Origin of the sequence: Pseudomonas sp. GV085 (genome assembly GCF_003050925.1) — a bacterium.
Lineage (GTDB): Bacteria > Pseudomonadota > Gammaproteobacteria > Pseudomonadales > Pseudomonadaceae > Aquipseudomonas.
In genome coordinates this window covers 196300-222710 of sequence record NZ_QAOV01000002.1, presented here as the reverse complement: position 1 = coordinate 222710, position 26411 = coordinate 196300, and the positions used below count along the sequence as shown (strand labels likewise).

Below are 26411 nucleotides of genomic sequence, written 5' to 3'. Positions count from 1 at the left end.
AGGAGCTACCATGCCTCGTTTTGCTGCCAACCTCAGCATGCTCTACCCGGAACATGAGTTTCTGGATCGCTTCGCCGCCGCGGCTGCCGATGGTTTCGAAGCGGTGGAGTATCTGTTTCCCTACGACTACAGCGCGCAAGAACTCAAGCGACGCTTGAGCGACAACGGCTTGGTACAGGCACTGTTCAACGCGCCGCCCGGTGATTGGGCGGCGGGGGAGCGGGGCACTGTGTCGTTGCCGGGTCGGGAGAGTGAATTTCGCAGCGGTTTTGATCGCGCCCTGGATTACGCCAGTGTGCTGGGCAATTCACGCATCCATGTGATGGCCGGGTTGCTGCCATCGGAAAGCGATCGCCCACGGCATCACGGCGTTTACCTGGAAAACCTCGCCTACGCCACCGCCCAGGCGGCCAAGGCCGGCGTCACCGTATTGCTCGAACCGATCAATACCCGAGACATGCCAGGCTTTTTCCTCAACCGCCAGGACCAGGCCCAGGCCATCTGCAAGGAGGTGGGCGCCAGTAACCTGAAGGTTCAGTTCGACTGCTACCACTGCCAAATCGTCGAGGGCGACCTGGCCACCAAACTGCGTCGGGACTTCTATGGTATCGGCCATATCCAGATCGCCGGCGTGCCCGACCGGCATGAACCGGACCTGGGGGAAGTCAATTATCCCTATCTGTTCGAGCTGATCGACCAGTTGGGTTATGACGGCTGGGTAGGGTGCGAATACCGGCCGCGAGGCAATACGTCTGCCGGCTTGCAGTGGTTGCGCGACTGGAAGGCGCGTTAAGAAACTTGTAGGAGCGAGCTTGCTCGCGATGGACGTTAACGATACCGCGTGTTTACTGGATAAACACGTCGCCCTCAGCTCCATCGCGAGCAAGCTCGCTCCTACAAATCAGGCCAGGAGCCCGTCGTTTCAAGCCGGTGTATGGTCAGCCGGCAGCAACAGTTCGACACCCTGCTTGCGGATGCCATCGGCCGCGGCAGGGGTCAATGCGTCGTCGCTGAGGATGATGTCGAACTGCTCGAGCCCGGCAATCCTGTACATGCTGAAGGTGCCGTATTTCGAACTGCTGGCCACCAGCACCACTTGCGCAGCCGATTGCATCGCGGCTTGCTTGACCTCGACCTTCAGCGCCGAAGGCGTGGTGAGGCCGCGCCGCAAATCCCATGAGCTGGTCGATATGAACGCGATATCGGTGACCACCTGACGCAAGGTGGCAACCGCCAGGCCGCCCACGCACGATTGATTGGAGTGATCCAGTTGCCCGCCGGTATGAATCACCGTGACATGAGGCGCTTCGATCAGTGCCTGGACAATGCCGAAGTCGTTTGTCACCACGGTCATGCCGGACAGCGCCTTGATGTAGGGGACAATTTCCAGCGTGCTGGTTCCCGCATCCAGGTAAACCGTCATGTCGGCATGCAATAACCGGGCGGCGAGCCTGGCCATGGCCTGCTTCTGCGGCAACTCGACCACGGCCTTGATCTGATGGCTGGGCTCACTGTGCAGCTGACTGGCGATCCGCACCCCACCCGTTACCGAGTAAGCACGACCTTCCTGCTCCAGCAAGGCAATGTCGCGGCGTATGGTCATGTGCGAACAGTCGAACATTTCCATCAATTGATGAACGCTCAGCACCTGATGCTTGCGCAACTGACGCAGCATCAATTCACGGCGCTGTTCAGGGATCATCGGTGCGCCGCTTTCGGCGGCGATGTCCTTTTGACTAGGCATTCGGGCTCCAGAATGAAGAAATCCGCAGACAAGGAAGGCGGGGAATCATAGTAGCGAATCTGCGGCCGGATCAGTAGCGGGAGGAGATGTCGGGCACATTCTTCTTTCGCTCGATCGGACTGGGGCTGGAGGATATCGCCATTGCCAATGAGCTTTATCAGTCGCATATGAAGAGCAACCGAGTAGAGGTTCAGAAGTCGTTCTGTCTATTTCAGCGTAATAATAAGCCGGGGGATGGAAACATCCCCCCGACTTATATTCGGGAGGGTGCCATGGCAGCTGTTACCGATACGCTTAAGCTGTTTCTCTGCGGCGACGTCATGACTGCCCGCGGCATCGACGCCGTACTGCCGCATCCTGGCGATCCGCGGCTTTACGAAGCTTACGTCAAGAATGCCGGCGATTACGTCCGGTTGGCAGAACGAGTCAATGGTTCGATTCCCCGCCCAGTCGATTTCACCTATGTCTGGGGCGCTGCGCTGGATGAGTTCGAACTTCGCCAGCCACACGCACGCATCATCAATCTGGAAACTGCGGTGTCCCGCCGCGGACGACCGGAGCCAAAGGGCATCAATTACCGCATGAGCCCGGAGAACTTCCCGGTCATTAGCGCAGCTGGCATCGACTGCTGCGTGCTGGCCAACAACCATGTACTGGACTGGGGGGTAGCTGGCCTGGCCGATACGCTGGAGACCCTGGCGAGCAATGGTATGTGCAGCGCCGGCGCCGGCCACAACCGGCAATCTGCCGAAGCGCCCGCCGTGTTGCTGCTGCCTGGCGGGCGGCGCTTGCTGGTGTTTGGCCTCGGCGCACCCGACAGCGGCATAGCGTCGGACTGGGCTGCCACGGATAAGCGCGCGGGCGTCGCGCGGCTGGAGGATCTGTCGATGCAAAGCCTGCGCCCTGTGGCCAAACGGATTCTGGAGGGCAAAAAACCGCGGGATCTGGTGGTCGCCTCCATTCATTGGGGCGGCAACTGGGGGTTCGATATCCCGCGCGAGCAAGTCCGGTTCGCCCACGCCTTGATCGACGAGGCCGGAGTTGACGTGGTGCACGGGCATTCCTCGCACCACGTCAAAGGCATCGAGGTGTACCGCGAACACCTGATTCTCTATGGCTGCGGTGATCTTCTGAACGATTACGAAGGCATCGAGGGCTACACAGCCTTTCGCGGCGACCTGGGGCTTCTATACTTTGCCTCGCTGGACCCGGGCGGGCACCTGCAGTCGCTGGACTTGATACCCACCCGCCTGCGGCGCTTTCGCCTCTGTCGCGCCGAAGGGGATGACCGTCAATGGCTGCACGGCACCCTTTCTCGCGAGTGCGCACGCTTGGGCAGCAGCATCCAGCCGGGCGCGAAAAATGCCTTCGAGTTGCGTTGGTGAGCCCCTTTGGCGGCTCGACACTCGACTGCTTCGGGCAGCGTTCCGACGATGGACTGAAGGACGGCGCGTTTATTCAGAAAGCACGCGTTATCGTTAACGTCCATCGCGAGCAGGCTCGCTCCCACAGGGGCGCAGCGTTTAGCCTGCGCACCTTCTTTGAAGTGTCGAGTGGTATTAAGCCCGAAGCCTTACATCGTTGGTTGCCGAAGGCTGCAGCAGCGAGAACAGGTTCTTGGGATCTTGCAGCTCTGGCACCAGCTGAATGTCGCTGCCAATGTCGAGCGTTCGTGCAACATCCAGCACATAGCGCAAGGCAGAGTAGTCCTCGATGGCGAAGCCGACCGAGTCGAACAAGGTGACTTCCTCGGCATGCTGGCGACCCTGGGTCTGACCGTTGACGACTTTCCAGAATTCGATAACCGGTGAGTCGGCGGGCATCTGCTGAATTTCGCCTTCAATGCGGCTTTGCGGCTCGTACTCAACCATGACCCGCGCACGCTCGACGATGTCCCGGTGCAGTTCGGTCTTGCCGGGACAGTCGCCGCCCACTGCGTTGAGGTGCATCCCGGGCTCGATCATCTCGGGCGTTAAAATCGTTGCGTAGGCCTTGTCGGCTGTGACCGTGGTCACGATATCGGCGCCACGCACCGCTTCTGCGACGGTGTTGGCAACGGTCACCTGTATGGCGGGGTAGGCCCGCAGGTTGGCTACCAGCTTCGCCGTCGCGGCAGGATCGATGTCGTAGAGGCTGATTTCAGTGATGCCGAGCAGTGTATGGAATGCCAGGGCCTGAAATTCGCTCTGTGAGCCGTTGCCGATAAGTGCCATTCGGCGACTGTCCGGTCGGGCGAGGTAGCGGGCCGCGAGTGCAGAAGTGGCAGCGGTGCGAATGGCGGTCGTCAGGGTCATTTCACTCAGTAACACAGGCTTGCCGGTATCGACGTCTCCCAGTGCACCAAAGGCCATGACCGTCAGCATGCCATTGTGGGTGTTCTTCGGATGCCCATTGACATACTTGAAGGCGTAGAGCGCTGCATCAGACACGGGCATCAGCTCGATGACGCCCTCGGGTGAGTGGTTCGCCAGGCGCGCGCATTTTTCGAAATCCGGCCAGCGTACGTAGTCTTGACGGATGTACTCGGCCATTTCGATCAGGCAATGGGGCAAGCCTTTTTCCTGGACGAGGCGGCTCAGATCATTGACGTCAATGTAACGGGTCATATTGGGTTCCTTTGGGCGTTTTTTTTGGTGTGCCGGTCCGGACTATTGTCGAGGCAATGCAGAGAAGGTTTCGGCCAATACCGACCCGGAATGCAGCAAGAAAAGTCGAAAAACAGCGAGCGCACAGCGCAATCGGCGAAGTGACAGTCACCGCAGTATCGTCATGCAGATGAAGACGGCCGCATAGACAAGCACATGCCTGTGCCGCTCCCTTCAAGCGCAGACACAGCGACTTGCTGCGACGACAGAATCGGCTGTGAAAGCTTTTCGTTCAACACAGGCACGCTGTTTGAGCCCGGGGTTACGACACCAGGACCCTCCCGGTAATTGGCATTCTGACGGTCCGTTTCAAGCGCTTGTTGATCGCTGCTTGAGATGGAGTGCAACTCCGGCGACTGGCTGTTTCCGGTCGAAAACAACAACAAAAACGGCGGCGGTGAAGACCGCATCGACTCTCTGCCCCTGTCAAAAAGTGTGGTCCGACGCAGGCGCCGGATCGCGATAAATCCAAATAATCCGGGACTCAAGAAGATGAACATCAAATGGCTGACTTTGCCGGCACTCGCGTTGCTGTGCTGCACCACGGGCGCCAGTGCCAAGGAATGGAAGGAGCTGCGATTTGGCGTCAACCCAAGTTACCCACCCTTTGAATCCACCACGGCCGATGGTGGGGTCCAGGGCTTCGGCGTGGATCTGGGCAATGCAATATGTGCCGAGTTGAAGTTGACCTGCGTGTGGGTCAGCAATGACTTCGACGGGCTGATTCCGGGGCTCAAGGCCGGTAAGTTCGATGCCATCGAATCTTCAATGACCGTTACCGACGCGCGCAAAAAACAGATCGACTTTACCGATCGCCTGTACGCCGGACCGACCGCCATCGTCACCCGCAAGGATTCCGGACTGCTGCCGACCGCCGAATCGCTGCGTGGAAAAACCATCGGTTACATGCAGGGCACGATTCAGGAAACCTACGCCAAGGCCAAGCTGGGGCCGGGCGGGGTGAAACTGCGGGCCTATCAGAACCAGGATCAGGTCTATGCCGACCTGGTATTTGGCCGTCTCGATGCATCGATCCAGGACAAGCTGCAAGCGCAGATGAGTTTCCTGACCTCGCCACAAGGGGCGGACTTCCAGAACAGTGAAGGCATCAGCGACCCATTGGTACCGGCGGAAATTGCCATTGGTGTGCGCAAGGACAACGAAGAGCTCAAAGGCATGCTCAATGCCGCCATCAAGGCCCTGCACGACAAGGGCATCTATGCGCAGATCCAGCAGAAACACTTCGGTGACCTGGACCTCTACAACAACTGATCCTCGCGCCCCGGTCACAGCGACCGGGGTGCATCAAGACAGGTGACTGGCGTGAACTCCTTCCTGAATCTAATCGGGGTCGACCTTTCGGCCCTGCAAGGCTATGGCCCTTTGTTGCTGCACGGCACCTGGGTCACCCTCAAACTGTCGGCGCTCGCGCTTTTGGTGAGCATGGCGCTGGGGCTGCTCGGCGCGGCGGCCAAGCTGTCGCCGTTGAAGCTGTTGAATCTCCCGGCGACCTTTTACACGACGCTGATCCGTGGCGTGCCCGACCTGGTGTTGATGCTGCTGATTTTCTACAGCCTGCAAGGCTGGCTCAGCGCCCTGACCGAGGCCATGGGCTGGCCGTACATGGAAATCGACCCGTTCGTGGCCGGCATCATCACCCTGGGTTTTATCTACGGTGCGTATTTCACCGAGACCTTTCGCGGGGCGATTCTGAGTGTGCCGCGGGGGCAACAGGAAGCCGCGGCGTGCTTTGGCCTGAACCGCTGGCAGCGCTTTCGATTCGTGGTGTTCCCGCAAATGATGCGTTTCGCCTTGCCGAGCCTGGGCAACAACTGGCTGGTGCTGCTCAAGGCCACGGCGCTGGTGTCGATCATTGGTTTGTCGGACCTGGTCAAGGTCGCGCAGGAGGCCGGCAAAAGCACGTTCAATATGCTTGATTTCCTGCTGCTGGCCGCAGCGCTTTACTTGCTGATCACCAGCGCTTCGAACTATGTTTTGCGCGTGCTGGAACGGCGCTACAACCAGGGTGTACGGGGGATGGCGCGATGATCGAGTTGATTGCCGAATACTGGAAGCCCTTTCTGTTCAGCGACGGCGAGACCCTCACCGGGTTGGCGATGACCCTGTGGTTGCTGGTGGCGAGTATTGCCATGGGCTTTTTCCTGTCGTTGCCCATGGCGATCTTGCGCGTCTCGCGCTTGGGCGTTTTGCGTTGGCCGGCTCAGCTGTTTACCTACGTCTTTCGCGGCACGCCGTTGTATATCCAGTTGCTGATTTGCTACAGCGGGATCTACGGCATCGCCGTGGTCCGTTCGCAGCCATTGCTCGAAGCGTTTTTTCGCGACGCCATGAATTGCACCTTGCTGGCGTTCACCCTCAACACCTGCGCCTACACCGTGGAAATCTTCGCCGGAGCGATCCGCAGCATTCCCTACGGTGAAATCGAAGCGGCACATGCCTATGGCCTCAGTGGCTGGCGTCTGTACCTGCAACTGATCCTGCCTTCGGCGCTGCGCCGCGCGCTGCCGTACTACAGCAACGAAGTGATCCTGATGTTGCACGCGACATCAGTGGCGTTTACCGCAACGATTCCGGACATCCTGAAAATTGCCCGGGATGCCAACGCCGCGACTTTCATGACCTTTCAGGCCTTCGGCATTGCCGGTCTGCTGTACCTCACGCTCTCGTTCGGGCTGGTCGGTGCCTTCCGCCTGGCGGAAAAACGCTGGCTGAGCTTTCTCGGCCCGGCCCACTGACTTCCACTCTTTATCCAGAGCGGCGCCGATAAGTGTGCCGCTCCAGGAGTATTCGCATGTACAAACTCACCGTTGAAAATCTGTATAAACGTTTTGGTGACAACGAAGTACTCAAGGGCGTCTCGTTAAACGCACGGGCAGGGGACGTGGTGAGCATGATCGGCGCCAGCGGTTCGGGTAAAAGCACCATGCTGCGCTGCATCAATTTTCTGGAACGGGCCGACGAAGGCGCTATTGCTCTGGATGGCGAGCGAGTGCTCACCCGTCAGGGCATCGGTGGCATGCGCGTTGCCAATCCAAAGCAGTTGCAGCGCTTGCGCACGCGATTGGCGATGGTGTTCCAGCATTTCAATCTGTGGAGTCACCTGACCGTGCTGGAAAACATCGTGCTGGCGCCGTGTCGAGTGCTGGGCATGAGCCGCAAGACCGCTGAAGAAAGCGCGCGGGCGTATCTGGACAAGGTCGGCCTGGCGCAACGGGTGGCCGATCAGTACCCGGCGTTTCTGTCGGGCGGGCAGCAGCAACGGGTGGCGATTGCCCGTGCTCTGGCGGTGGAACCGGAAATCCTGTTGTTCGATGAGCCAACCTCGGCACTCGACCCGGAACTGGTGGGTGAAGTGCTGAAGGTGATTCAGGCACTGGCCGAAGAAGGCCGGACCATGTTGATGGTGACTCACGAAATGGGGTTTGCCCGGCAGGTCTCAAGCCAGGTGTTGTTCTTGCATCAGGGGCGGGTCGAAGAGCAGGGCGATGCTACGATACTCGACCGGCCGAACAGTGAACGTTTGCAGCAATTTCTATCGGGTCGTTTGAAGTGAGGCAAGGCGTACATGGCGGATATCCGCGATCTGTCGATCGTGCTTGATCGTATCGATCAGGCGATCATTGAAGTATTGCGCCACGAAGGGCGCATCACCTATCAAAAGCTGTCCGAACGCGTGCACCTGACCCCCAGGCCTTGTCTGGAGCGGGTGCGCAAGCTGGAGCAGCTTGGGGTCATTCGCGGCTATGGCGCGATTCTCGATGAGAAGAAACTGACGCCGGGCTTGTCGCTGCTGGTGCTGGTGGCGTTGTCGAACCAGAGCGGACGCGCGGCGCAAAAGGCCTTCGAAGCCAAGGTTCGCGCCTGCCCGCAGGTGCTGGAATGTCGCCTGATCAGCGGCGCGTTCGACTACAGCCTGCGCATGCGCTGCCGTGACATGGAGCACTACCGGGTGTTGACCGAGGTCTGGTTCGACGACCCGGATTTGCACATCGACAAACTGGTCAGCCACCCGGAGCTGGCGATGGTCAAGACCACCATGGAGTAAGATCAAAAGATCGCAGCCTGCGGCAGCTCCTACAGGAAGAGTGTTTACCGGAAAAATCGCGGTGAACATGGTCCGTGTAGGAGCTGCCGCAGGCTGCGATCTTTTGCTTTTCAGCGCCCGCCGAATCGGCTGGGCTATCGGGAATCTTCAGCCGTTTTCATCACCGAAAAAGCCGTTATCAACCGGGTTTTTCCCGCTTCGAAACAGACAATGAGCCTCTCTCGACCCTCATTGAGTCTGTGCCCATGCAAACCACCAATACGGTTTTAATGATTCGCCCGACGCGTTTCTCCTTCAATCAGGACACGGCGGCGAACAACCGATTCCAGCGTCCGGCAACCGTTGCCGAAGACGTACAACTCAAGGCCCTTGCCGAGTTCGATGGTTATGTTGACGCGTTGCGTCGGCACGGCGTCGAGGTCCTGGTGCATAACGATCGCGAAGCGCCGCATACCCCGGACTCGATCTTCCCCAACAACTGGTGGAGCAGCCACCCGGATGGCACCTTGGTCCTTTACCCGATGCAGGGCCACAACCGGCGTCTGGAGCGGGACAAGGGTGTACTCGACGGGTTGCTGGGCGAATACCGTGTCGAGCAGGTGCTGGACCTGTCCAGCCTCGAAGAGCAAGAGGTTTTCCTCGAGGGCACCGGCAGCATGGTCCTGGATCGGCAACAGCGGATCTGCTACGCCGGGTATTCCACGCGCACCCACGCCCGGGCACTGGATCGGTTGGTCAGTCATCTGGGCTATGAACTGTGCGCATTCAACGCGGTGGACCGCCAGGGCGTGGCGATTTATCACACCAATGTGATGATGAGTGTCGGCACCCGCGTGGCGGTGGTTTGCCTGGCGTCCGTGCCCCAACCGGGCGAACGTGCGGCGCTGCGTAATCGGCTTGAAACCAGCGGCAAACAGCTCATCGACTTGAACTGGGCGCAACTGGAGTCCTTTGCCGGCAACATGCTGCAAGTGCACAACGCAGCGGGCGAGCCGCTGTTGGTGATGTCGCGCACAGCCTGGCAATCGCTGGACGCCGATCAGCGTCGCTTGATCGAAACCCACACCACGCCGTTGCCGGTGAACATCGACACCATCGAGCGTATCGGTGGCGGCAGCGCGCGCTGCATGCTGGCCGAGGTGTTCCTGCCCAGGCATTCGTCCCGCTGATATGCAACCACAAGCTCGTGCCACTGAAAGGTTCATGGTAATGCAGTTCCAGTGCATTATTTTTGCACTATAGCCACCCGGCGACCGCTCATGAAGCACAGGAGCCCACCCATTGCGGTCAGTGTGCTCAAGGCATAGAACATCGTGGGCGAGGGGGTGTGCATCAATAGAAAGCCGCAAATCACCGGGCTCAGGGCGCCACCGAGGGCCGCCAGGTTCTGGGCTCCGTAATAGCTGCCGCGCAGCTCTTCCGGGGCCAGGGTGTCGACGAAGAGGAATTCTGCCGGGTAAATGATCATTTCACCCAGGGTGAAGATGAACATCGCCACGCACCAACTCACCATGCCGTCGGCCAGGCTGAAACCGATCAGGCCAAGGATGAACAGGCTGGTGCCCGCGGCAATCCAGTAGCGCAGCTTCTCGCGATTGAGGAACCGGCCGATCTGGTACTGCAGCAGAATCACGCTGATGGCGTTACAGGCGAGCAGGGCGGCCATGATTTCCAGGGCGCGTCTGGAATCGTGGGTCACCAGCAGGTATTGCGACAAGTAGAGGGTGAAACGTCCGTGCACCACGGTGCTGAGCAGGCAGCCGCAAGTGAACATGATCAGGGTGCGGTCGTTTTTCAGGGTGACCAGGGTTTTCAGGAAACTCTGGGGTTGCCCAATGGCGGGTGGCTGCGCCGAATCCCTGGGAATGCCTATCATCAGGAAGATGCTGAAGAACGCGATGCCACCGGCAATCAGGAACGGTGCGATCGGATAGACCCCGGCAATCACCACGCCGAGCATGGGGCCTGTGGCATAGCCGATGTTGGTCAGCGTGTAGCGCAGGGAAAACGCCTTGGCTCGCTGGCCCATGGGCAGGTTTTCGCTGAGGATCGCTTTGGAGCCGATGAGGAACAGCGCTGACGCGGTCTCGGTGATCACCAGGGTGGCGGTGGTCAGGTAGAGGTTTTCGGCAAAGGTCAGCAGCACGAAGCCGATGGCGCTGGAGAACATCGCCAGGATCAACAGCCGGCGCTTTTCCAGGCGGTCGATAATATAGCCGCCGTAAAGAGCCAGCAGGGTGGCGATGAACACCGCGATACCGAGCAGCAAGCCAACGTCCTGTTGGTTGAGGCCCAGCTTGTTGCTCAGGAATAGCGTGAGCAAGGGGCTGGTGATGGCGCGGCTGACCACGATGGTCAGTGAAACGATCATCAAGCGGCGGATAACGAGCGAGTAAGTGGCCACGGTGGTGCAAATGTCCTTATTCAGATGGTTGGTGTTCGCCTATGTACCGAGTCGCTGCCAATCGCGAGCAGGCTCGCTCCCACAGGGGATCGCATTGCAAATGTGGGAGCGAGCCTGCTCGCGAAGAGGTCGGGACAGACAACACCTTGTTCAAGCCAGCCACCGATCCAGCGAGCGCACCGATTCCAGTTCTTCAATCCGCCACAGCTGTCCGAGCAGTTCCTCAACTCGTTCCCGGGACATGACCCGCATCGCCAAACTGAAAAACTTCTCCGCAAGCGCCACATCACTCAGCGGATTACCCGGCGCGCCCAACGGCACTTCAACGCACAGGCTCGCTTGCCGACCGTCCACGGTCCGCAGTGTCACCACAGGCTCGCCATCCTCGGACAGTAGTGGGTCCATATCAAGGCGAATGCGCGACATCCACTGGACAATGCGTGGATCGTTACGCGCTTCATCGTCATAGGCCTGCAATCGACAATGGCCATGTACCAGCCGTGCCGCCAGTGCATACGCCAGGCTCATCTGCGCCGCCGCGAGGGTGCCGACATCCTGGCCGCCACACATGTCCTTGAGAAAACTGCACAGCGAAACCTGTATGTCTTCGACCTGATCGACTGGCACATTCAATTGGTCGAGCAAAAGCCCCAACGCATCGATGGCCGAATGCGTGCCGCGACACGAGGCGTAGGGCTTGATCGAGCAGCGGGCGAGTTTCCATACGGCACCGAGATCGGCATCCAGTGCTTCGGGGGTTGAGGTGGCGCTGGCAAGTGTCTGCAGAAAACCGCCCCAGACATCCTCGAACAACCTTGTGGGACCACTGATGCCCTGCTGCGCAAACCGCGCCGCCAGCAACCCCCCTTCGGCGGCCCGGCCACTGTGCAGTTTTTTACTTTGCGAGCCGTCGTGGATGAAAGCCCACAAGCCACCGCTGAAGCTGCCGGCGATGCCCAGTGCCGACAAGGTTTGACCGGCATTCAATCGAAAAATCCGTGCACTGGCCGCCGCCGCGCCGAACACTCCGCAGGTCGCTGTGGAGTGCCAGCCAGCGCCGTTATGGGCTGAGTAGCCACCGCAGGCTTCGAGTACCCGGCGCCCGACTTCGTAACCGATCACCACGGCCGTGACGAACTCGCGGCCGCTCACCGGGTGCCCGGCCATCGACACCGCCGCCATGACCGCTGGCAGCACTACGGCGCCGGAGTGGTCGCAGCCACCGGTGTCGTCCAGTTCCAGGGCATGGGCGGCGATGCCGTTGAGCATGGCTGCCTGAGCGCCTCCGATCCGCTGGCGAGTGCCCCAGACCAGGGTGTCGCCCGTTTCGTCTTCGAATACCTGCCGCGCCGTTTTCGCGACTTCGCTGTCTGCCCCGGCGAGGGTCGCGCCGACAGTATCGAGGATGTGACGCCTGGCTTGTTCCACCAGTGCGGGCGGCAGGTCCTCGAACCGCGTATCCACGCAAAATCTCACCAGTCGTTGCATGCGCTCTGTCATAGCACATAGTCCCGATAATGCCGCTCATACACCGACGCCGGATGATCTGCAGTGATCGGTGCTGCGGATTGCGCCCACCACTGGGCGACATCGGCACCGGTAGCGATCCATACGTCATCGTGCTGCAAAATCCCTTCGAGCAACTCACGCAACACACCAATCCGACCCGGTGTAGCGATGATTTCCGGATGCAGGCGCAACACGTAGCACAGGCCGAAGCGATGAAACCCGGCGAAGTCCATTTGCAGGTTGCCCAGGGTGTGGCTATAGGATGCGATCCGCGATTGCGCCGGTGGCACCGCCGGGCTGAGATTGAAGGCGAAGTAGGGTTTGTCCTCCAGCTCGTAATGCAGGGGCAACTCGATCACGTCGGGCGCGGTCGGGTGAGCGAACGGCAAGTCATCACCACGCCAGGACGACGACCAGCGAATGCCTTGATCCCTCAAAGCCTCGATGAAGCCCGGTGCACCGTTGCCGGCGGGGATGCGCAAACCGGCGGGACGCTGGCCGGTCAGCGCCGTCAACGCCGTGCATCCTTTGGCGATGTCGGCGCTCTGCGCAGCGAGGTCGAGGGTGTCGTAGTTCTGATGGTGATACCCGGCGCAGGCAATCTCATGCCCGCCCGCCTGGATCGCACGGATATGCCCGGGGTTTTCCTCGGCGACGATACCGGGTACGAACCAGCTGCTGCAAACACCGAGCTCCTTGAACAAAGCGAGCAAACGCTCGACGCCGCGTTGGGTGCCGTAGCGCCAGACCGACAGGGTCTTGTCGCGTCCGGCAACTTGCGGGGCCTGGGTGAGAATGCCGTGGATGTCGTTGTAGTCGACGGTCAGTACCACGGCGCAGCGGTAGCCCTTGGGCCAGACAGTGGAATCAACCATGGTGATGTTCCTTCAGCCACCACTGGGCGATGTCGCGGCAGGTGGCGAACCAGACGTCGTCGCGTTGGCGCATGTGTTCGAAGAGTTTTTCCAGCAACAGGATGCGTCCTGGTTTGCCGGTGATCTTGGGGTGGAACAGGGTGGTCAGGCACAGCCCTTCATCCATGGCACCGTCGTATTCGCGGCACCAGTTGTCCAGGGTCAGGGCGTAGCTGGCGGTGCGGTCCAGCCCCGAAGGGAAGTCCGGCGCGCGGGTATAGGCGATGGAGGCGTAGTCGTCCATTTCCCAGCGACCGGGGATTTCCACCAGCGGCGTGGCGTGGCCCGGTACATTCACCAGGTACGGCCGGTCATCGCCGCGCATGCTGCTGGAGTAAGTCACGCCGGCCTCCACCAGCATCGCCGGGGTTTCGGCCCGCCAGTCGCCGGACGGCGTGCGGAAACCTTCGGCGCGGATATGCAGGTGCTTCCAGAACACCTCGCGGGACAGCTTCATCACGTCCTTTTGCTGTTCCAGCGTCAGGGCGTAGAAGGATTCGTGTCTGTAGCCGTGATAAGCCACCTCATGCCCGCGCTCGACAATCGCCTGACACTGTTTCGGCCAGTTCTCCACGACCCAGGCCGGGACAAAAAACGTCGTCGGCAGACGGAATTCGTCGAGCAGATCGAGAATCCGCGGCAGCGCCCGGTACGGGCCATAACCACCGAAGCCGAAATACTCGGGCTTGCGCCAGATCGAGCCATTGAGCATGGCATCGCCGGTGGGGCCGTCGAGGTCGAAGGCCAGGGCCAGGCAGGCTTTGTGCTGGTCGGGCCAGGTGGGTTGGAGGGAGGAGGAGGACATTCGGGGGCGCTCCAATTATTTTCAAGTAAACACCCGATCCCTGTGGGAGCGAGCCTGCTCGCGATGAGGCCGGCACATTCAACACCTTCGTCGACGGACACTCCGCTTTCGCGAGCAGGCTCGCTCCCACATTGGATTGGAGGTGTCTGTGCGATTATTTGCCGGCGTTCACCGTCACCGTCTTGATCGCACCCAGTTCCAGATCCCACTTCTTCAGGATCGCCTGGTAACTGCCGTCGTCGATCATGCTCTGCAGCGCAACCTTCAACGCTTCACTGAGCTCAGGTTTTTTCTTGCTCACGCCCATCCCGGAATACTGCTCGGAGATCGGCAGGCCCACGGTTTTGTACATGTCATTTTCCTGGGTCTTGAGGTAGGGCAGGGTTTCGCTGCCCTGCATGGCCGCGTCGATGCGGCTCTGGCGCAGTTGCGCACGGGCGTCGGCCGAGCCTTCGGTGCCGATCACATTGATCGCAGGCTTGCCGGCGGCTTCACAGTTGGCCTTGCTCCACTCGGCGATTTCCGCCGGGAAGGTGGTACGGCGGCTGGTGCCGACCTTCTTGCCGCACAGGTCGACGATCTCGTGGGTGTCCTTGTTTTTCTGCAGGGTGTAGAACTGCGGACCGCTGGTGAAGTAGTCGACGAAGGTCACGCTGGCCTGACGTTCAGCGGTGTCGGTCATGCCCGACAGCACCATGTCCACGCGGTCGGTGGTCAGGGCGTTGATCATTTGCTCGAAGCCGGTTTCCTGCCATTTGATCTTCACACCCAGACGTTCGGCCAGGGCATTGCCCAAGTCATAGTCCAGACCTGTGAGGGTGTTGGTGGCCGGGTCCTTGAAATCCATCGGTGGGTAGTTCGGCATGATCGCTACGACGATCTCGCCCTTGGCCTCGATGCTGGCCGGCAATTGGGCCGCGAAAGTGAAGCCGGATGCCATAACGCCGGCGAGTACTGCTGGAATAACGAAGTTCTTCATGGTCGTTCTCTTATGAGTGTTGTGAGGCAGCTCTTGATTTGCGAGCCAGGCCCTTAGGTTCGAACGGCAGAAATGAAGCTTTGGGTGCGAGGGTTTTGCGGACTTATTAGTATTTCTTCGGGGCTTCCAGCCTCCACGATCTGCCCGCCGTCCATGAACACCATGCGGTTGGAAACCTCGCGAGCGAAGCCCAATTCATGGGTGACGACGATCATGGTCATGCCGGTCTGCGCCAGATCGCGCATCACCGACAGCACCTCACCGACCAGTTCCGGGTCGAGTGCCGAAGTGGGTTCATCGAACAGCATCAGCTTGGGGCGCATGGCCAATGCACGAGCAATGGCGACTCGTTGCTGCTGACCACCCGACAGCTCGATCGGGTAGCTGTTGCGTTTGTCGGCCAGGCCGACGCGGGCGAGCAATTCCAGGGCTTCTTCATTCGCCTCTTTGGGTGAACGCTTGAGCACCTGGCACGGCCCTTCGATGATGTTTTGTAGCACGGTCATGTGCGGGAACAGGTTGAAGCGCTGGAACACCATGCCGGTGGACAGGCGCTGGCGGGCGATCTGCGTTTCGTTCAGTTCGTGCAGCTTGTTGCCGACGATCCGGTAACCCACCAGTTCGCCGTCGACCCACAGGCCGCCCTTGTCGATCTTTTCCAGCTGGTTGACGCAACGCAGCAAGGTGCTCTTGCCGGAGCCGGACGGGCCGATGATGCACAGCACTTCGCCTTGCTCGACCTCGATGTTGATGTCCTTGAGTGCGTGGAACTGGTCGTAGTACTTGTTCAGGCTCACGGCCTTGACGATGCTTCTCATGTGCGGCTCCTCAGGAACGCTTGCCGGCGCCGCGGGCGAAACGACGCTCCAGGCGGCTTTGTCCAAAGGACAGGACGGTGACGGTGGCCAGGTACCAGATGCCGGCGACGATCAGCAGCTCCATCACGCGGGCATTGGCGTAGTAGATGTTCTGCGCGTTGTAGAGCAGTTCCGAGTACTGGATGACGCTCGCCAGCGAGGTCATTTTCACCATGCCGATGAACTCGTTGCCCACGGGTGGAATGATGATGCGCATGGCCTGGGGCAAGATGATTCGGCGCAACGCTTGCAGGCGCGGCATGCCGATCGACTTGGCGGCTTCATACTGCCCGGTGTCCACCGAGAGCAGGCCGGCACGCACCACTTCAGCGGTGTAGGCACCCTGGTTGATGCTCAAGCCAAGCAGGGCCGCCACGAATGGGGTCATCAGGCTCACGGTGTCCATTTCGAACAGACCGGGGATGCCGATGGTGGGGAAGATCAGTGCCAGGTTGAACCACAACAGCAGTTGCAGAATCAGCGGCGTACCGCGAAACAGCCAGGTGTAGGTCAGCGCCACATAGCGCAGGATCGGGTTGGCCGACATGCGCATGATCGCGGTGATCACGCCGAACACGATGCCCAGCGCCATCGCCAGCACCGCCATGACGATGGTGTTGAGCAGGCCCCACATGATCGCCTGGGAGGTGAGGAACTGGCCGATGTACGACCATTCGATCTTGCCTTCGGCGAAGGCGCGCACCAGGCCGATGATGGCGATGACGATCACCGTGGCGAAGAAAATCCGCCCGTAGTAACGCCGGGGCACATGATCGTATTGGGTGATGTCGAACTGGTTTTCCGCCAGTTTGCGCTCCGCCTGGAGTCGTTCTGCCTGTGTCTGGCTCATGGTGGTTCTCCGTAAACGTTATCTGTAGGAGCAAGCTTGCTCCGGGCGGCGTTCCGACGATGGTCGTCAACGATGACGCTGGTTGCCTTACACCCCGCGGTGTCTGTGCCTCCATCGCGAGCAAGCTCGCTCCTACAAGGTTTTGCGTTGTGGGTCAGAGGCGGAAGCCCTGATAGTCCTCGGTCCATCGCTGCTGGGCGGCAAGGGCGGTTTTCAGGCGGCCGATCTGTTCGCGCACCTGTTGTGGCGCGGTCCCGCCCCAGCCGCTGCGGGCGGCGATGGCGGCTTCGAGGGTCAGGCTTTCGCGTACTTGCGGTGTGAGGCGCGGGTCGATTTCCGCCAGCAGTGCCGGGGAGGCTTCCCACAATTCGATGTCGTGTTTCTCGCAAGCCTGGACCAACGCACCGGTGATTTCGTGAGCTTCCTTGAACGGCACGCCGCGCACCGCCAGCCAGTCGGCGACTTCGGTGGCGAGGGTGAAGCCCAGCGGCGCCTGACGACGCAGCTCTTCGACGTTGACCTTCATGGTCGCAACCATTCCAGCCATGGCCGGCAGCACCAGCAGCAGGGTGTCGACGCTGTCGAGCACGCCGTTCTTGTCTTCGCTCAAGTCGCGGTTGTAGGACAGTGGCAAGGATTTGAGGGTGGACAACAGGCCGGTCAGGTTGCCGATCAGGCGACCCGCCTTGCCCCGCGCCAGTTCGGCGATGTCCGGATTCTTTTTCTGCGGCATGATCGAGCTGCCGGTGGCGTAGGCATCGTCCAGCGCGACCCAGCGGAATTGCCGCGACGACCACAGGCAGAACTCTTCGGCGAGGCGCGAGATGTTGATGCCGAGCATGCTGGCGATGAACAGGAACTCGGCGACGTGATCGCGGCTGGCCACGGCGTCGATGGAGTTTTCGCAAACACCGCTGTAGCCCATTTCTTTTGCCGATTGCTGAGGTAAACGAGCGATAGCCGAGCCAGCCATGGCCGCCGCACCGAGTGGCGACAGCGAAGTGCGCACGTCCCAGTCCACCAGGCGCTGCACGTCGCGCAGCATCGACTGGGCGTGGGCCAGCAGGTGATGAGCAAACACGATCGGTTGCGCCTGCTGCAGGTGGGTGAAGCCGGGGCAGATGCTCTCGATGTGTTGCTCGGCCTGGTCCACCAGCGCCTGCTGCAGGCCCAGCACGTCAACGGCCAGGGTGCGTACGTGGTCACGCAGGAACAGCCGCAGGTCGTTGGCCGTCTGGTCGTTACGCGAACGACCGGCGCGCAGCTTGCCACCGAGGGTGCCAAGGCGTTCGGTCAGCAGGCGCTCGATGAAGGTGTGGACGTCTTCGTCGTCCAGGGTCGGGGCGATGCTGCCGGCGCGGTAGTCCGCGCCGATACGTTCCAGGGCGTCGAGCATGGTCCGGGTTTCTTGCTCGCTCAGCAGTCCGGCGCGCTGCAGTTCCCGGGCATGGGCCTTGGAGCCGGCGAGGTCGTACGGGGTGAGCCGGAAGTAGCGCTCAGGGCAACGGGACAGGGCCGCCAAGGCTTCGGACGGGCCGCTTTTGAAGCGAGCACCCCAGAGACGGTCGGTGGTTTGAGACATTGTTGTTTTCCTCGTCGGTAACGCGAGCTGAAATGGGTGTGCCGTCAGGCGGAAGCGATATTTCATGTAGGAGCTGCCGAAGGCTGCGATCTTTTGATCTTGATTTTTTATGGGCCAACCAAGATCAAAAGATCGTCCGAACGCGGCCCGAGCCTTCGGCAGCTCCTACATCGAAGTGTCAGCTTTTAATGTTTTGAGATCAGTGATTTGGCACTGATGCTGGGGATTTATTGGCGGTTGCCAAGCCTGGTTTTCTGTGTTCATTATTATTAGGCCAGCTATGTTTTTGTTGTTGGGCACAGATTGTTGAATTGGGCGCCAGAGGTAAATAAGCATTATGGAAACCCCACTTTCCAATTCCGGAAACCCGCCGCCGAAAACGCTGCAACGGGCACCGCTGGCCCTCAGTGGGCTGGACTTCAAACTGCTCAAAGTATTCAAGGCCGTGGTCGAGGCAGGTGGCTTCAGTGCCGCGCAAAATGAGCTGAATGTGGGGCTGGCAGCCATCAGCAAACAGATTTCCGACCTGGAAATCCGTATCGGCATGCGCCTTTGCACGCGGGGGCGAGAGGGCTTTCACCTGACGGAAGAAGGGCGTCTGGTGTATCAGACGTCGATAGACTTATTTGCCTCGGTCGACAACTTTCGAGACCGCCTTAGTTCAGCGCAAAACGAACTTGTCGGTGATCTTGGTGTGGGGGTTATTGATAACACAATCTCTGACGCCAATTCGCCGTTAGTTGCCGCGCTTAGACGTATCAACGAGCAATCTCCCAAGGTTAGATTTCAACTTCAGGCAACGCAACTTGATGAGGTTGAAAGAGGTGTCGTCGAAGGGCGGTTGGTGGCGGGAATTGTGCCGGTTTATCAAAAGCGCGAAGAGTTCGATTACTACGCGCTATACGAAGAACGCTCGGAGGTTTATTGCGCTCTCGGCCACCCGCTGTTCTCCATGGCGGACGCGGACATGGGGGGTAATGTGCTCAAGGATTACGAGTGCATCAACCATCGCTACGCGATTCATCGCGATAAACTGAAATTCGCCCACTACGACAGCTTTTCCGCCTCGGCAACCCAGGTGGAGGCCGTTGCGCTACTGATCAAGACGGGGCGTTTCCTGGGGTTCCTGCCCCAGTATTACGCCGCGCCGATGGTGGCGCGGGGAGAGTTTCGCGCGGTGTGCCCGGACCTGATCAACATCGTCACGCCGTTCAGTCTGATCTTGCGCCATAACACTGTGCGCAGCCCCTTGGTGAAGGCATTTGCCCAGGCACTGGGCGTGGATTTAAAAGCCTCGGTTTGATTGTTCACCGCGTTGAACACTAACTAATGAACACTGGCGGCCAATGGGGATGATTGGACCAGGCTTAAGGCTTCAGCACTTGCAGCAACTTGGTATATGAACGCTGCCCGGATACCGAGCCATCGGGTTAACAGCTGGATTGGTAGAGTTGATCGAAGGTTTTGAAGTGGAGATAAAGGTATGACACAGATGCCATTCGGGTGCGGTTTGGAAGCCGTGCTCAATCTGGTAGGCGGAAAATGGAAGCTGTTGATTTTGTTCCACCTGAGCGGGCAACCGCGACGCTTCAGCGAACTGAAGCGACTTGTTGGCGACGTCAGCGAAAAGGTACTGAGTCAGCAACTGAAGGAGATGATTCGTGATGGATTGGTGCGTCGCATCGATTTTCAGATGATGCCGCCGCACGTCGAATATGAGTTGGAAGCCTTTGGGATCGAAATGGGACGTGCGCTACAACCTGTTTGCGAATGGGGTACGCAAAACATGGATGTCATCGCTGCGATTGCCAGGGTACGTAATACCAACACCGCAAAGGACGACCTGATCTTCAGCGCGTTGGACAAAGGCTAGGTGGAGGGGCTCATTCGATTATCTCGATCCAGACCTTTGTAGGGCACTTACCAAATGGTGCGTACTAGGAAATCCATTTTCGTTACTCGACAATGCAGTCTTCAAAACGACTAGAGACTCTATGACGATGAACGGGCAAGCCAATTTGGAATTCGCACAAGACTTTTTGCAGAAGCTGGGCACTGGTGACGCGGATGCATTGGCCCTCCTTTTCGCAGAAGATGCGAAGTGGGAGATTGCGGGTGACGCTGGAGCGCTACCTTGGCTCGGCAAGCAGCAAGGCAAAGAGGCGATCGTTAATTTCGTGAGAGATACCGCGACACTGCTCACGAGCGAGAGTCTTGTTGTTGAGGATATTTTGGCGAATGAACATCGTGCCATGATCCTGGGCGTGCTCGCATCGCGCGTCAACGCAACGGGTAAGCTTATTGAGACGTCTTTTGTACTGGTGCTCGAAATCAGCAATGAGCTCATCGGCAGTTTCAAAATGTTCGAGGATTCATTCGCAGTATCGCAGGCCGCTCGAGTCAAGTAATTCAAGCTGAGATAGCTGTTCTCCGGCAGTTGGAGTGTCGGAGAAGCTACCCGATTTGCCGACCACCGTCATCTGCCAGCGACAGGTGTCCGCAAGGTCACAAACTCTTCTGCCGAAGTGGGATGCACACCGATGGTTTCATCGAACAGGCGCTTGGTGGCACCCGCCTTCAGAGCAATAGCAAGCCCCTGAATGATGTCCCCGGCATCCGGACCGACCATGTGCACGCCCAATACTCGATCAGTACGAGCATCCACCACCAGCTTCATCAGCGTCTGCTCGGATGATTGCGTGAGGGTAAGCTTCATCGGCTTGAAGCGGCTCTCGAAGACTGTCACTTTGTGGCCATTCTCCAGCGCCTGTTCCTCGGTTAAACCGACCGTGCCGATGTTGGGCTGGCTGAATACTGCGGTAGGAATGTGCCGATAATCCACTGGACGGTATTGCTCGGGTTTGAACAGACGACGAGCGACTGCCATACCCTCGGCCGTAGCTACCGGGGTCAACTGAACTCGACCAATCACATCACCCAACGCCAGGATCGATGGTTCGTGGGTTTCGAAGTTGTCGTTTACCACAACGTAGCCTTTCTCGTTGAGTTCAACGCGGGTGTTTTCCAAACCCAGATTGTCGAGCATCGGCCGCCGGCCAGTCGCGTAGAAAATACTATCGGCTTCAAGCTGACGCCCATCCTCAAGTGTCGCCAGTAAGCTCCCGTCTGGCTGCTTGTCGATACGAGCGATGTCTGCGTTGAAGTCCAATTGCAGTCCGCGCTTGGTCAGTTCTTCCACCAGATGCGTGCGGACAGAATTATCAAATCCACGCAAGAACAGATCGCCGCGATACAGCAGACGCGTGTCAGCGCCCAGACCATTGAAGATCCCGGCAAACTCAACGGCGATATAGCCACCACCGACAACCAGAACGCGCTTAGGCAGTTGCTTGAGAAAGAACGCTTCGTTCGAGGTAATGGCGTGCTCGCGACCAGGGATATCCGGAATTTGCGGCCAGCCGCCAGTAGCAATCAAAATGCGTTCGGCACTGAAGATCCGCCCATTGACTTCGACGTGGTTGGGATCGGTCAGGCGTGCGTGACCTTCTAGCAACGTCACGCCGCTGTTGATCAGCAGCTTGCGGTAGATGCCGTTGAGTCGCTCGATCTCGCGGTTCTTGTTGGCAATCAACTTTTCCCAGTCGAATTGTGCTTTGCCGGCGGTCCAGCCAAAACCCTCGGCCTGTTCGAAGTCATCGGCAAAGTGCGAGCCGTAGACCAAAAGCTTTTTCGGCACACAACCTACGTTGACGCACGTACCTCCGAGGTAGCGACTTTCGGCAACAGCCACTTTGGCACCAAACCCTGCGGCAAAACGTACTGCTCGTACACCACCGGAACCCGCACCAATTACAAACAAATCAAAGTCGTAGGTCATTTCATTTCTCTAAAAGGAGTGAACAGCCCCTGGCTATCCAAAATCATTAATGGGCAAGTCAACGAAGCTTCAGTGCACGTTTAAGCGAGGTGCGCAGCTTCGGGAAAAAGCCGCTGCTGCACGTCTGCCGAGAGCAATTATTCAAAGTTGCAAATCTGGCATCGTTGGCCAGTGCTCCCATCAGTTGGGGCAGCAGAAAGCCGCTTTCGTACTCGCTCTGCGACATGACCGAATAGTCCGGCCAGGTGCTGTTTATGCTGGAGAGATTGAAATCAATCATGTGATGACTCCCAAGATGGAGAACGCTGCAATGACCGGAAACGGTCAGTTGCTTCTCGCGTCAGTCTCGCCATCAAGGGAGGATTAGAGAATGGGCAGGGATGTAACGACTTAATTGTGCTGGGTGAAACAATGCCGACAGAACACCGGCGCTTACTGATACGGACCCGCATGCCAAGACCGGGGGTGACTTGTCCACTAGTGGACCGGTAAAAACAGGTCATTCAGTAAACGGGCATTCATCATTTCAGCTGGCGGAATGCTGGATTGTAAATGCTGGTAATTCCTGTGTTTGTGAGGAGAGGGGAAGATACCCCCATCGACGCGATCACCGGGTCGAACTCAAACAACAGTCGGAGTACGTCATGTCCCAGCAAGCGATCAAACTTTATCGTCACCCGTTGTCCGGTCACGCTCACCGTGTCGAATTGATGCTGTCCCTGCTTGGATTACCAACCGAACTTGTATTCGTAGACTTGATGAAAGGCGCGCACAAAACCCCTGAATTTTTGGCTCGCAACAGGTTTGGGCAGGTGCCGGTGATCGATGACAACGGCACCGTCCTGGCGGACTCCAACGCAATTCTGGTTTATCTCGCGGCCAAATACGGTAAAGGGCAATGGCTGCCAAGCGATCCCGTAGATCAAGCCAAGGTTCAACGCTGGCTGTCGGCGGCCGCAGGTCAGATAAATTCCGGCCCTGCCACTGCTCGGTTGATCACCGTGTTTGGTGCCGGTTATGACGCCGAAGATGCCATCAATCGTTCTCATGGCTTGCTTAAAGTCATGGAAGAGGAGCTGGGGCAGAGCAAGTTTCTGGCTGGCGATAAGCCAACTATCGCTGATGTTGCCGCTTACACCTACGTATCCCATGCGCCGGAAGGCAATGTCGCACTCACCGACTACCCGAATGTCCGTGCCTGGCTGAGCAGCATCGAAGCACTGCCACATTTCGTTGGCATGCAACGTACAGCGAAGGGTTTGCAAGAGGCTTGAATCAATCCTGAGGGGCTGCCGAGCTTATTCCGGTAGCCTCTGTTCTATTTCGTTTCGCAACTCTTTTCCTCGAATGGGTATTTTTGCAATACCCGTCAGAGACATAACGTGCGAAAGTCGCTGTCTGCCGAGAATACTGGCAGATTGAGTCAGTGCGCTTATACGGTCAGATACCTTGCCGTTCTTTCATCGAGAAAGGTTCGCCCATGGATCGCTTTCATGAAATGCAGATTTTTATGGCTGTGGCGGATGAAGAAGGGTTTGCCGCAGCCGCCCGTCGACTGAACATATCCCCTCCAAGCGTGACCCGTGCCATCGCCGCGATGGAAGAGCGAATCGGCACACAACTCCTGTCTCGAACCACCCGAAGCTTGCACCTCACTGAAGCCGGTCAACGCTATCTGGAAGATTGTCGACGGATATTGAGCGAGGTCGATGAAGCGGAGGAGGCCGCTGCCGGTAGCTTTTCCATACCGTGCGGGTATCTGACAGTGACCGCTCCGGTCATGTTCGGTGAGTTGTACATCGCACCGTTGTTGGCTGAGTATCTAGACCAATTCCCCTCGGTGCATCTCAATGCTTTGCTGGTCGACCGTGTCGTGAGCATGGCAGACGAAGGAATCGATGTGGCAATACGCATCGGCCATCTGCATGAGAACAATCAGCACGCCATCAAGGTGGGTGAGGTACGACAGGTGATATGTGCTGCACCGGCTTACTTTGAACAGTACGGTAAGCCACGGCACCCTGGGGAGCTGAGTACGGCCAACATAGTCATGTCGTCCGCAAGTCATCTCTTGAGCGATTGGCAGTTCGTGAATGATGGCAACGCGTTGAGCTTCCGTTTTGAACCACGTCTGGTCGTTACCGCAAATCAGGCCGCCATTAATATTGCATGTTTAGGCTGGGGACTTACTCGCGTTTTGTCCTATCAAGTCGCTGGCCATGTTGCTAGCGGAGCGTTGGAAGTGGTGCTTCAGGAGTTTGAGCCGCCAGCGTTACCGATTCAGGTGGTGTACCAGAAAAGCAATCGAGTGCCCGCGAAGGTACGCACCTTTGTCGATTTTCTCGCGGATCGATTGGGCCAGGATGCTGCTCTCAAACCTGTTGTGAAGAGTGCAGAGTGATGGATCGATTTCATGAGATGCAGATGTTCGAAGCGCTGTCTGAGCATCCGAGTCTCGCCTCAGCAGCACGTCGCCTGGATGTATCCGGTCCCACGGTCGTTCGCGCCATCGCGAGATTGGAAGCACGTCTAGGCGTTCCCTTATTGGTACGCAGTACTCGAGGGGTAGCCCTGACTGACGCAGGGGCAGCTTTTATGGCCGATTGCTCGCGCATTCTCAAGGGGGTCGAGGAGGCTGAGGCATCTGCCAAAGGTCTGCATGTCGAGGCTCAAGGCAATCTGAAAGTGCTGCTGCCATTGCTTTTCAGTCGCTATGTCATGACATCGATGTTGGCAAATTATATGAGCATGTATCCGCAGGTCAGGGTATTCGCCCAATACCACGATCGATTTCCGAATATGAATGATGAGGGACTGGACGTAGCGGTACTGATTGGCAACCTGCCAAATTCGTCATTGATCGCGCGTCCCGTCGGCCATGTACGTTCTATCGTTTGTGGCAGCCCTGGTTACCTTGCGACTCAAGGTGAGCCACAAACACCTGAGGATCTGAAGCATCATCGGTTGGTTGCCACGCAGGCTTATCGGGACAAGGTTCAGTGGGACTTTCATCAGGAAGGTGAATTGAACCCCATCAAAGCACGCACGCGGCTCAGTTGTGCCACCGTACAGGCGACTATTGATGCGACAGCCCACGGTGCAGGACTAATGCGCTGCCTTAGCTATCCGTTGTACGACTATTTGAATAGAGGGCAATTGCGACGGGTTTTACAACCCTATGAGTTGCCAGCGCTGCCAGTGCATGTGGTGTACCGCGAGGGACGCAAAGCGTCGATGCGGGTACGCAGCTTTGTCGACTTTATCGTCGAGGGCCTGCGCGAGCATCCGGCAATGCGGCCAGATGATCTCTGAATTCGTTAAGCGGTCGCGGTATGTGCGACCGCTTCCTTTGATTACCTGGCGGTGGCTGCCGTTTCAATCAGGCGGGCAACGGCTTTCGGATTGGACACCATCACAACGTGGGACGCTCCTTTGACCACAACGGTCTTTTGGGAATGCGCCCGCTCAGCCATGAACGCCAGGGCTTGTGCAGGAATGTTCTTGTCTTTGTCACCGTAAACGAAATACGACGGAACAGTTTTCCAGGCTGGCTCGCTCGATGCCTCATTGAGCGCCGCTACAGTCACAGGGCGCTGGGTAGCGGCCATTAACCTGGCGTCGGCGTTTGATACGTCGGCTGCGAACTGATCGTGGAACTTGTCCTGCTGGATGTACAGATCTTTTCCACCGTCAGCCAGTTCAACCGGGGGCGCGAGGGTTGGACCCAGGGTGTTGCCTGGGAAGCGACCAGCCAAATCCGCGCTGGATTCACCTGCTTCAGGTGCAAATGCTGCGACATAAACCAGCGCCTTGACGTTGGCATTACCGGAGGCGGCTTCGCTGATCACCCCGCCACCATAGGAGTGTCCGACCAGTACGACAGGTGTTTTTACACTTTTCAGCACATCAGCTACCGACTGAGCATCGCCCTTGAGCGTGCGAAGCGGATTTGAAGCAGCGATCACCGGGTAGCCATCTTTTTCCAGAATCCTGACCACGCCATTCCAGCTGCTGGAGTCGGCAAATGCCCCGTGCACAAGCACAACAGTAGGTTTGACCGGGGCAGCCAGCGCAGCAGTTGCGCTGAACATTGCTGTGGCGAGAGCAAGACCTGCGAATAACTTGTTCATCGGGTGTTCCTTGGGGGGAGAGGAAGAGTGAAACGACAGGCCCCATTTGAAATCGATGCTGTGTCCTGCATGTGTCTGATCACCCGGT

The 26411-nt window shown here is 58.5% G+C and carries 27 protein-coding genes; 14 read left to right on the top strand and 13 right to left on the bottom strand.

Annotated elements, in window-relative coordinates; translation table 11 throughout:
* The first annotated feature begins 10 nt into the window (after positions 1-10).
* Entirely contained in the window at positions 11-793 is a 783-nt protein-coding gene (gene otnI / locus C8K63_RS04890) for a 2-oxo-tetronate isomerase (RefSeq protein ID WP_108215664.1), read from the top strand.
* Positions 794-922: 129 nt separating this feature from the next.
* Here otnI and C8K63_RS04885 read toward each other — a convergent pair whose 3' ends face one another.
* Positions 923-1744: a DeoR/GlpR family DNA-binding transcription regulator gene (locus C8K63_RS04885; protein WP_108215663.1), complete on the bottom strand. Its 822-nt coding sequence runs from the start codon at positions 1742-1744 to the stop codon at positions 923-925.
* Between the two features lie 272 nt (positions 1745-2016).
* Here C8K63_RS04885 and C8K63_RS04880 point away from each other — a divergent pair, with 272 nt between their 5' ends.
* Positions 2017-3129 (top strand): CapA family protein, encoded by a 1113-nt coding sequence (locus tag C8K63_RS04880; protein ID WP_108215662.1) that lies wholly within the window; start codon positions 2017-2019, stop codon positions 3127-3129.
* A 174-nt stretch (positions 3130-3303) separates the two neighbouring features.
* On the opposite strand, the gene C8K63_RS04870 is transcribed toward C8K63_RS04880, so the two are convergent.
* The gene (locus tag C8K63_RS04870; protein WP_108215660.1) at positions 3304-4350 is read right to left on the bottom strand and encodes an ornithine cyclodeaminase; all 1047 of its coding nucleotides are present in this window, start codon (positions 4348-4350) and stop codon (positions 3304-3306) included.
* Positions 4351-4881: 531 nt separating this feature from the next.
* Here C8K63_RS04870 and C8K63_RS04865 point away from each other — a divergent pair.
* From C8K63_RS04865 to ctlX, 6 genes are all read left to right on the top strand, one after another.
* Positions 4882-5661 carry a transporter substrate-binding domain-containing protein gene (locus C8K63_RS04865; RefSeq protein ID WP_108216067.1) on the top strand — a complete coding sequence of 260 codons (780 nt, stop codon included), beginning with the start codon at positions 4882-4884 and terminating at the stop codon, positions 5659-5661.
* A gap of 51 nt (positions 5662-5712) precedes the next feature.
* The gene (locus C8K63_RS04860; RefSeq protein WP_108215659.1) at positions 5713-6438 is read left to right on the top strand and encodes an ABC transporter permease; all 726 of its coding nucleotides are present in this window, start codon (positions 5713-5715) and stop codon (positions 6436-6438) included.
* On the top strand, positions 6435-7145 hold the full coding sequence (locus C8K63_RS04855; protein ID WP_108215658.1) for an ABC transporter permease: 711 nt from the start codon (positions 6435-6437) through the stop codon (positions 7143-7145). Before C8K63_RS04860 ends, C8K63_RS04855 begins: the two co-directional genes overlap by 4 nt.
* Before the next feature lie 56 nt (positions 7146-7201).
* Entirely contained in the window at positions 7202-7963 is a 762-nt protein-coding gene (locus C8K63_RS04850) for an ABC transporter ATP-binding protein (RefSeq protein ID WP_108215657.1), read from the top strand.
* 12 nt (positions 7964-7975) lie between these two features.
* Positions 7976-8455: an Lrp/AsnC family transcriptional regulator gene (locus C8K63_RS04845; RefSeq protein WP_007974731.1), complete on the top strand. Its 480-nt coding sequence runs from the start codon at positions 7976-7978 to the stop codon at positions 8453-8455.
* Positions 8456-8700: 245 nt separating this feature from the next.
* Positions 8701-9624 (top strand): citrulline utilization hydrolase CtlX, encoded by a 924-nt coding sequence (gene ctlX / locus C8K63_RS04840; RefSeq protein ID WP_108215656.1) that lies wholly within the window; start codon positions 8701-8703, stop codon positions 9622-9624.
* Between the two features lie 56 nt (positions 9625-9680).
* Here the strand turns inward: ctlX and C8K63_RS04835 are convergent, their stop codons facing one another.
* The 8 genes from C8K63_RS04835 to argH all read right to left on the bottom strand — a co-directional run bounded on the left by C8K63_RS04835 (position 9681) and on the right by argH (position 18355).
* A complete protein-coding gene (locus C8K63_RS04835; RefSeq protein WP_108215655.1) occupies positions 9681-10859 on the bottom strand; it encodes an MFS transporter in 1179 nt (392 codons plus the stop codon).
* A 150-nt stretch (positions 10860-11009) separates the two neighbouring features.
* Positions 11010-12359: an MmgE/PrpD family protein gene (locus tag C8K63_RS04830; RefSeq protein ID WP_108215654.1), complete on the bottom strand. Its 1350-nt coding sequence runs from the start codon at positions 12357-12359 to the stop codon at positions 11010-11012.
* Positions 12356-13243 (bottom strand): polysaccharide deacetylase, encoded by an 888-nt coding sequence (locus C8K63_RS04825; RefSeq protein WP_108215653.1) that lies wholly within the window; start codon positions 13241-13243, stop codon positions 12356-12358. The genes C8K63_RS04830 and C8K63_RS04825 overlap by 4 nt, the downstream gene beginning before the upstream one ends.
* On the bottom strand, positions 13236-14087 hold the full coding sequence (locus C8K63_RS04820) for a polysaccharide deacetylase (protein ID WP_108215652.1): 852 nt from the start codon (positions 14085-14087) through the stop codon (positions 13236-13238). The genes C8K63_RS04825 and C8K63_RS04820 overlap by 8 nt, the downstream gene beginning before the upstream one ends.
* A 154-nt stretch (positions 14088-14241) precedes the next feature.
* Positions 14242-15066: an ABC transporter substrate-binding protein gene (locus tag C8K63_RS04815; protein WP_108215651.1), complete on the bottom strand. Its 825-nt coding sequence runs from the start codon at positions 15064-15066 to the stop codon at positions 14242-14244.
* 53 nt (positions 15067-15119) lie between these two features.
* Entirely contained in the window at positions 15120-15884 is a 765-nt protein-coding gene (locus C8K63_RS04810; RefSeq protein WP_008001408.1) for an amino acid ABC transporter ATP-binding protein, read from the bottom strand.
* Positions 15885-15894: 10 nt separating this feature from the next.
* The gene (locus tag C8K63_RS04805) at positions 15895-16773 is read right to left on the bottom strand and encodes an amino acid ABC transporter permease (RefSeq protein ID WP_057396441.1); all 879 of its coding nucleotides are present in this window, start codon (positions 16771-16773) and stop codon (positions 15895-15897) included.
* Between the two features lie 154 nt (positions 16774-16927).
* Positions 16928-18355 carry an argininosuccinate lyase gene (argH, locus tag C8K63_RS04800; RefSeq protein ID WP_108215650.1) on the bottom strand — a complete coding sequence of 476 codons (1428 nt, stop codon included), beginning with the start codon at positions 18353-18355 and terminating at the stop codon, positions 16928-16930.
* Positions 18356-18692: 337 nt separating this feature from the next.
* On the opposite strand from argH, the gene C8K63_RS04795 reads away from it, so the two are divergent.
* The 3 genes from C8K63_RS04795 (at position 18693) to C8K63_RS04785 (ending at position 20763) form a co-directional block, all read left to right on the top strand.
* Positions 18693-19658 carry a LysR family transcriptional regulator gene (locus C8K63_RS04795; protein ID WP_108215649.1) on the top strand — a complete coding sequence of 322 codons (966 nt, stop codon included), beginning with the start codon at positions 18693-18695 and terminating at the stop codon, positions 19656-19658.
* Positions 19659-19838: 180 nt separating this feature from the next.
* Positions 19839-20228: a helix-turn-helix domain-containing protein gene (locus C8K63_RS04790; protein ID WP_108215648.1), complete on the top strand. Its 390-nt coding sequence runs from the start codon at positions 19839-19841 to the stop codon at positions 20226-20228.
* Between the two features lie 121 nt (positions 20229-20349).
* Positions 20350-20763, top strand: coding sequence for a nuclear transport factor 2 family protein (locus C8K63_RS04785; RefSeq protein ID WP_218279789.1), 414 nt, complete (start codon positions 20350-20352; stop codon positions 20761-20763).
* 68 nt (positions 20764-20831) lie between these two features.
* Here the strand turns inward: C8K63_RS04785 and gorA are convergent, their stop codons facing one another.
* Both gorA and C8K63_RS04775 read right to left on the bottom strand, forming a co-directional pair.
* Entirely contained in the window at positions 20832-22193 is a 1362-nt protein-coding gene (gorA, locus tag C8K63_RS04780) for a glutathione-disulfide reductase (RefSeq protein WP_108215647.1), read from the bottom strand.
* A 58-nt stretch (positions 22194-22251) separates the two neighbouring features.
* Positions 22252-22473, bottom strand: coding sequence for a hypothetical protein (locus C8K63_RS04775; protein ID WP_108215646.1), 222 nt, complete (start codon positions 22471-22473; stop codon positions 22252-22254).
* 364 nt (positions 22474-22837) lie between these two features.
* Between C8K63_RS04775 and C8K63_RS04770 the strand changes: the two genes are divergently transcribed.
* The 3 genes from C8K63_RS04770 (at position 22838) to C8K63_RS04760 (ending at position 25505) form a co-directional block, all read left to right on the top strand.
* Positions 22838-23467 carry a glutathione S-transferase family protein gene (locus C8K63_RS04770; protein ID WP_108215645.1) on the top strand — a complete coding sequence of 210 codons (630 nt, stop codon included), beginning with the start codon at positions 22838-22840 and terminating at the stop codon, positions 23465-23467.
* Positions 23468-23673: 206 nt separating this feature from the next.
* On the top strand, positions 23674-24594 hold the full coding sequence (locus C8K63_RS04765; protein WP_108215644.1) for a LysR family transcriptional regulator: 921 nt from the start codon (positions 23674-23676) through the stop codon (positions 24592-24594).
* On the top strand, positions 24594-25505 hold the full coding sequence (locus C8K63_RS04760) for a LysR family transcriptional regulator (RefSeq protein WP_108215643.1): 912 nt from the start codon (positions 24594-24596) through the stop codon (positions 25503-25505). The genes C8K63_RS04765 and C8K63_RS04760 overlap by 1 nt, the downstream gene beginning before the upstream one ends.
* A gap of 41 nt (positions 25506-25546) precedes the next feature.
* Here C8K63_RS04760 and C8K63_RS04755 read toward each other — a convergent pair whose 3' ends face one another.
* Positions 25547-26323 (bottom strand): alpha/beta fold hydrolase, encoded by a 777-nt coding sequence (locus C8K63_RS04755; RefSeq protein ID WP_108215642.1) that lies wholly within the window; start codon positions 26321-26323, stop codon positions 25547-25549.
* Positions 26324-26411 lie beyond the last annotated feature (88 nt).

Bases quoted from the DNA above. Each gene is read 5' to 3' on its own strand.
- C8K63_RS04880 (WP_108215662.1), top strand. From the start codon at position 2,017: ATGGCAGCTGTTACCGATACGCTTAAGCTGTTTCTCTGCGGCGACGTC.
- C8K63_RS04825 (WP_108215653.1), bottom strand. From the start codon at position 13,243: ATGGTTGATTCCACTGTCTGGCCCAAGGGCTACCGCTGCGCCGTGGTA.
- C8K63_RS04830 (WP_108215654.1), bottom strand. From the start codon at position 12,359: ATGACAGAGCGCATGCAACGACTGGTGAGATTTTGCGTGGATACGCGG.
- C8K63_RS04775 (WP_108215646.1), bottom strand. From the start codon at position 22,473: ATGATTGATTTCAATCTCTCCAGCATAAACAGCACCTGGCCGGACTAT.
- C8K63_RS04815 (WP_108215651.1), bottom strand. From the start codon at position 15,066: ATGAAGAACTTCGTTATTCCAGCAGTACTCGCCGGCGTTATGGCATCC.
- C8K63_RS04865 (WP_108216067.1), top strand. From the start codon at position 4,882: ATGAACATCAAATGGCTGACTTTGCCGGCACTCGCGTTGCTGTGCTGC.
- ctlX (WP_108215656.1), top strand. From the start codon at position 8,701: ATGCAAACCACCAATACGGTTTTAATGATTCGCCCGACGCGTTTCTCC.
- argH (WP_108215650.1), bottom strand. From the start codon at position 18,355: ATGTCTCAAACCACCGACCGTCTCTGGGGTGCTCGCTTCAAAAGCGGC.
- C8K63_RS04770 (WP_108215645.1), top strand. From the start codon at position 22,838: ATGTCCCAGCAAGCGATCAAACTTTATCGTCACCCGTTGTCCGGTCAC.
- otnI (WP_108215664.1), top strand. From the start codon at position 11: ATGCCTCGTTTTGCTGCCAACCTCAGCATGCTCTACCCGGAACATGAG.
- gorA (WP_108215647.1), bottom strand. From the start codon at position 22,193: ATGACCTACGACTTTGATTTGTTTGTAATTGGTGCGGGTTCCGGTGGT.
- C8K63_RS04885 (WP_108215663.1), bottom strand. From the start codon at position 1,744: ATGCCTAGTCAAAAGGACATCGCCGCCGAAAGCGGCGCACCGATGATC.
- C8K63_RS04765 (WP_108215644.1), top strand. From the start codon at position 23,674: ATGGATCGCTTTCATGAAATGCAGATTTTTATGGCTGTGGCGGATGAA.
- C8K63_RS04805 (WP_057396441.1), bottom strand. From the start codon at position 16,773: ATGAGCCAGACACAGGCAGAACGACTCCAGGCGGAGCGCAAACTGGCG.
- C8K63_RS04790 (WP_108215648.1), top strand. From the start codon at position 19,839: ATGACACAGATGCCATTCGGGTGCGGTTTGGAAGCCGTGCTCAATCTG.
- C8K63_RS04850 (WP_108215657.1), top strand. From the start codon at position 7,202: ATGTACAAACTCACCGTTGAAAATCTGTATAAACGTTTTGGTGACAAC.
- C8K63_RS04845 (WP_007974731.1), top strand. From the start codon at position 7,976: ATGGCGGATATCCGCGATCTGTCGATCGTGCTTGATCGTATCGATCAG.
- C8K63_RS04755 (WP_108215642.1), bottom strand. From the start codon at position 26,323: ATGAACAAGTTATTCGCAGGTCTTGCTCTCGCCACAGCAATGTTCAGC.
- C8K63_RS04855 (WP_108215658.1), top strand. From the start codon at position 6,435: ATGATCGAGTTGATTGCCGAATACTGGAAGCCCTTTCTGTTCAGCGAC.
- C8K63_RS04820 (WP_108215652.1), bottom strand. From the start codon at position 14,087: ATGTCCTCCTCCTCCCTCCAACCCACCTGGCCCGACCAGCACAAAGCC.
- C8K63_RS04810 (WP_008001408.1), bottom strand. From the start codon at position 15,884: ATGAGAAGCATCGTCAAGGCCGTGAGCCTGAACAAGTACTACGACCAG.
- C8K63_RS04760 (WP_108215643.1), top strand. From the start codon at position 24,594: ATGGATCGATTTCATGAGATGCAGATGTTCGAAGCGCTGTCTGAGCAT.
- C8K63_RS04785 (WP_218279789.1), top strand. From the start codon at position 20,350: ATGACGATGAACGGGCAAGCCAATTTGGAATTCGCACAAGACTTTTTG.
- C8K63_RS04795 (WP_108215649.1), top strand. From the start codon at position 18,693: ATGGAAACCCCACTTTCCAATTCCGGAAACCCGCCGCCGAAAACGCTG.
- C8K63_RS04870 (WP_108215660.1), bottom strand. From the start codon at position 4,350: ATGACCCGTTACATTGACGTCAATGATCTGAGCCGCCTCGTCCAGGAA.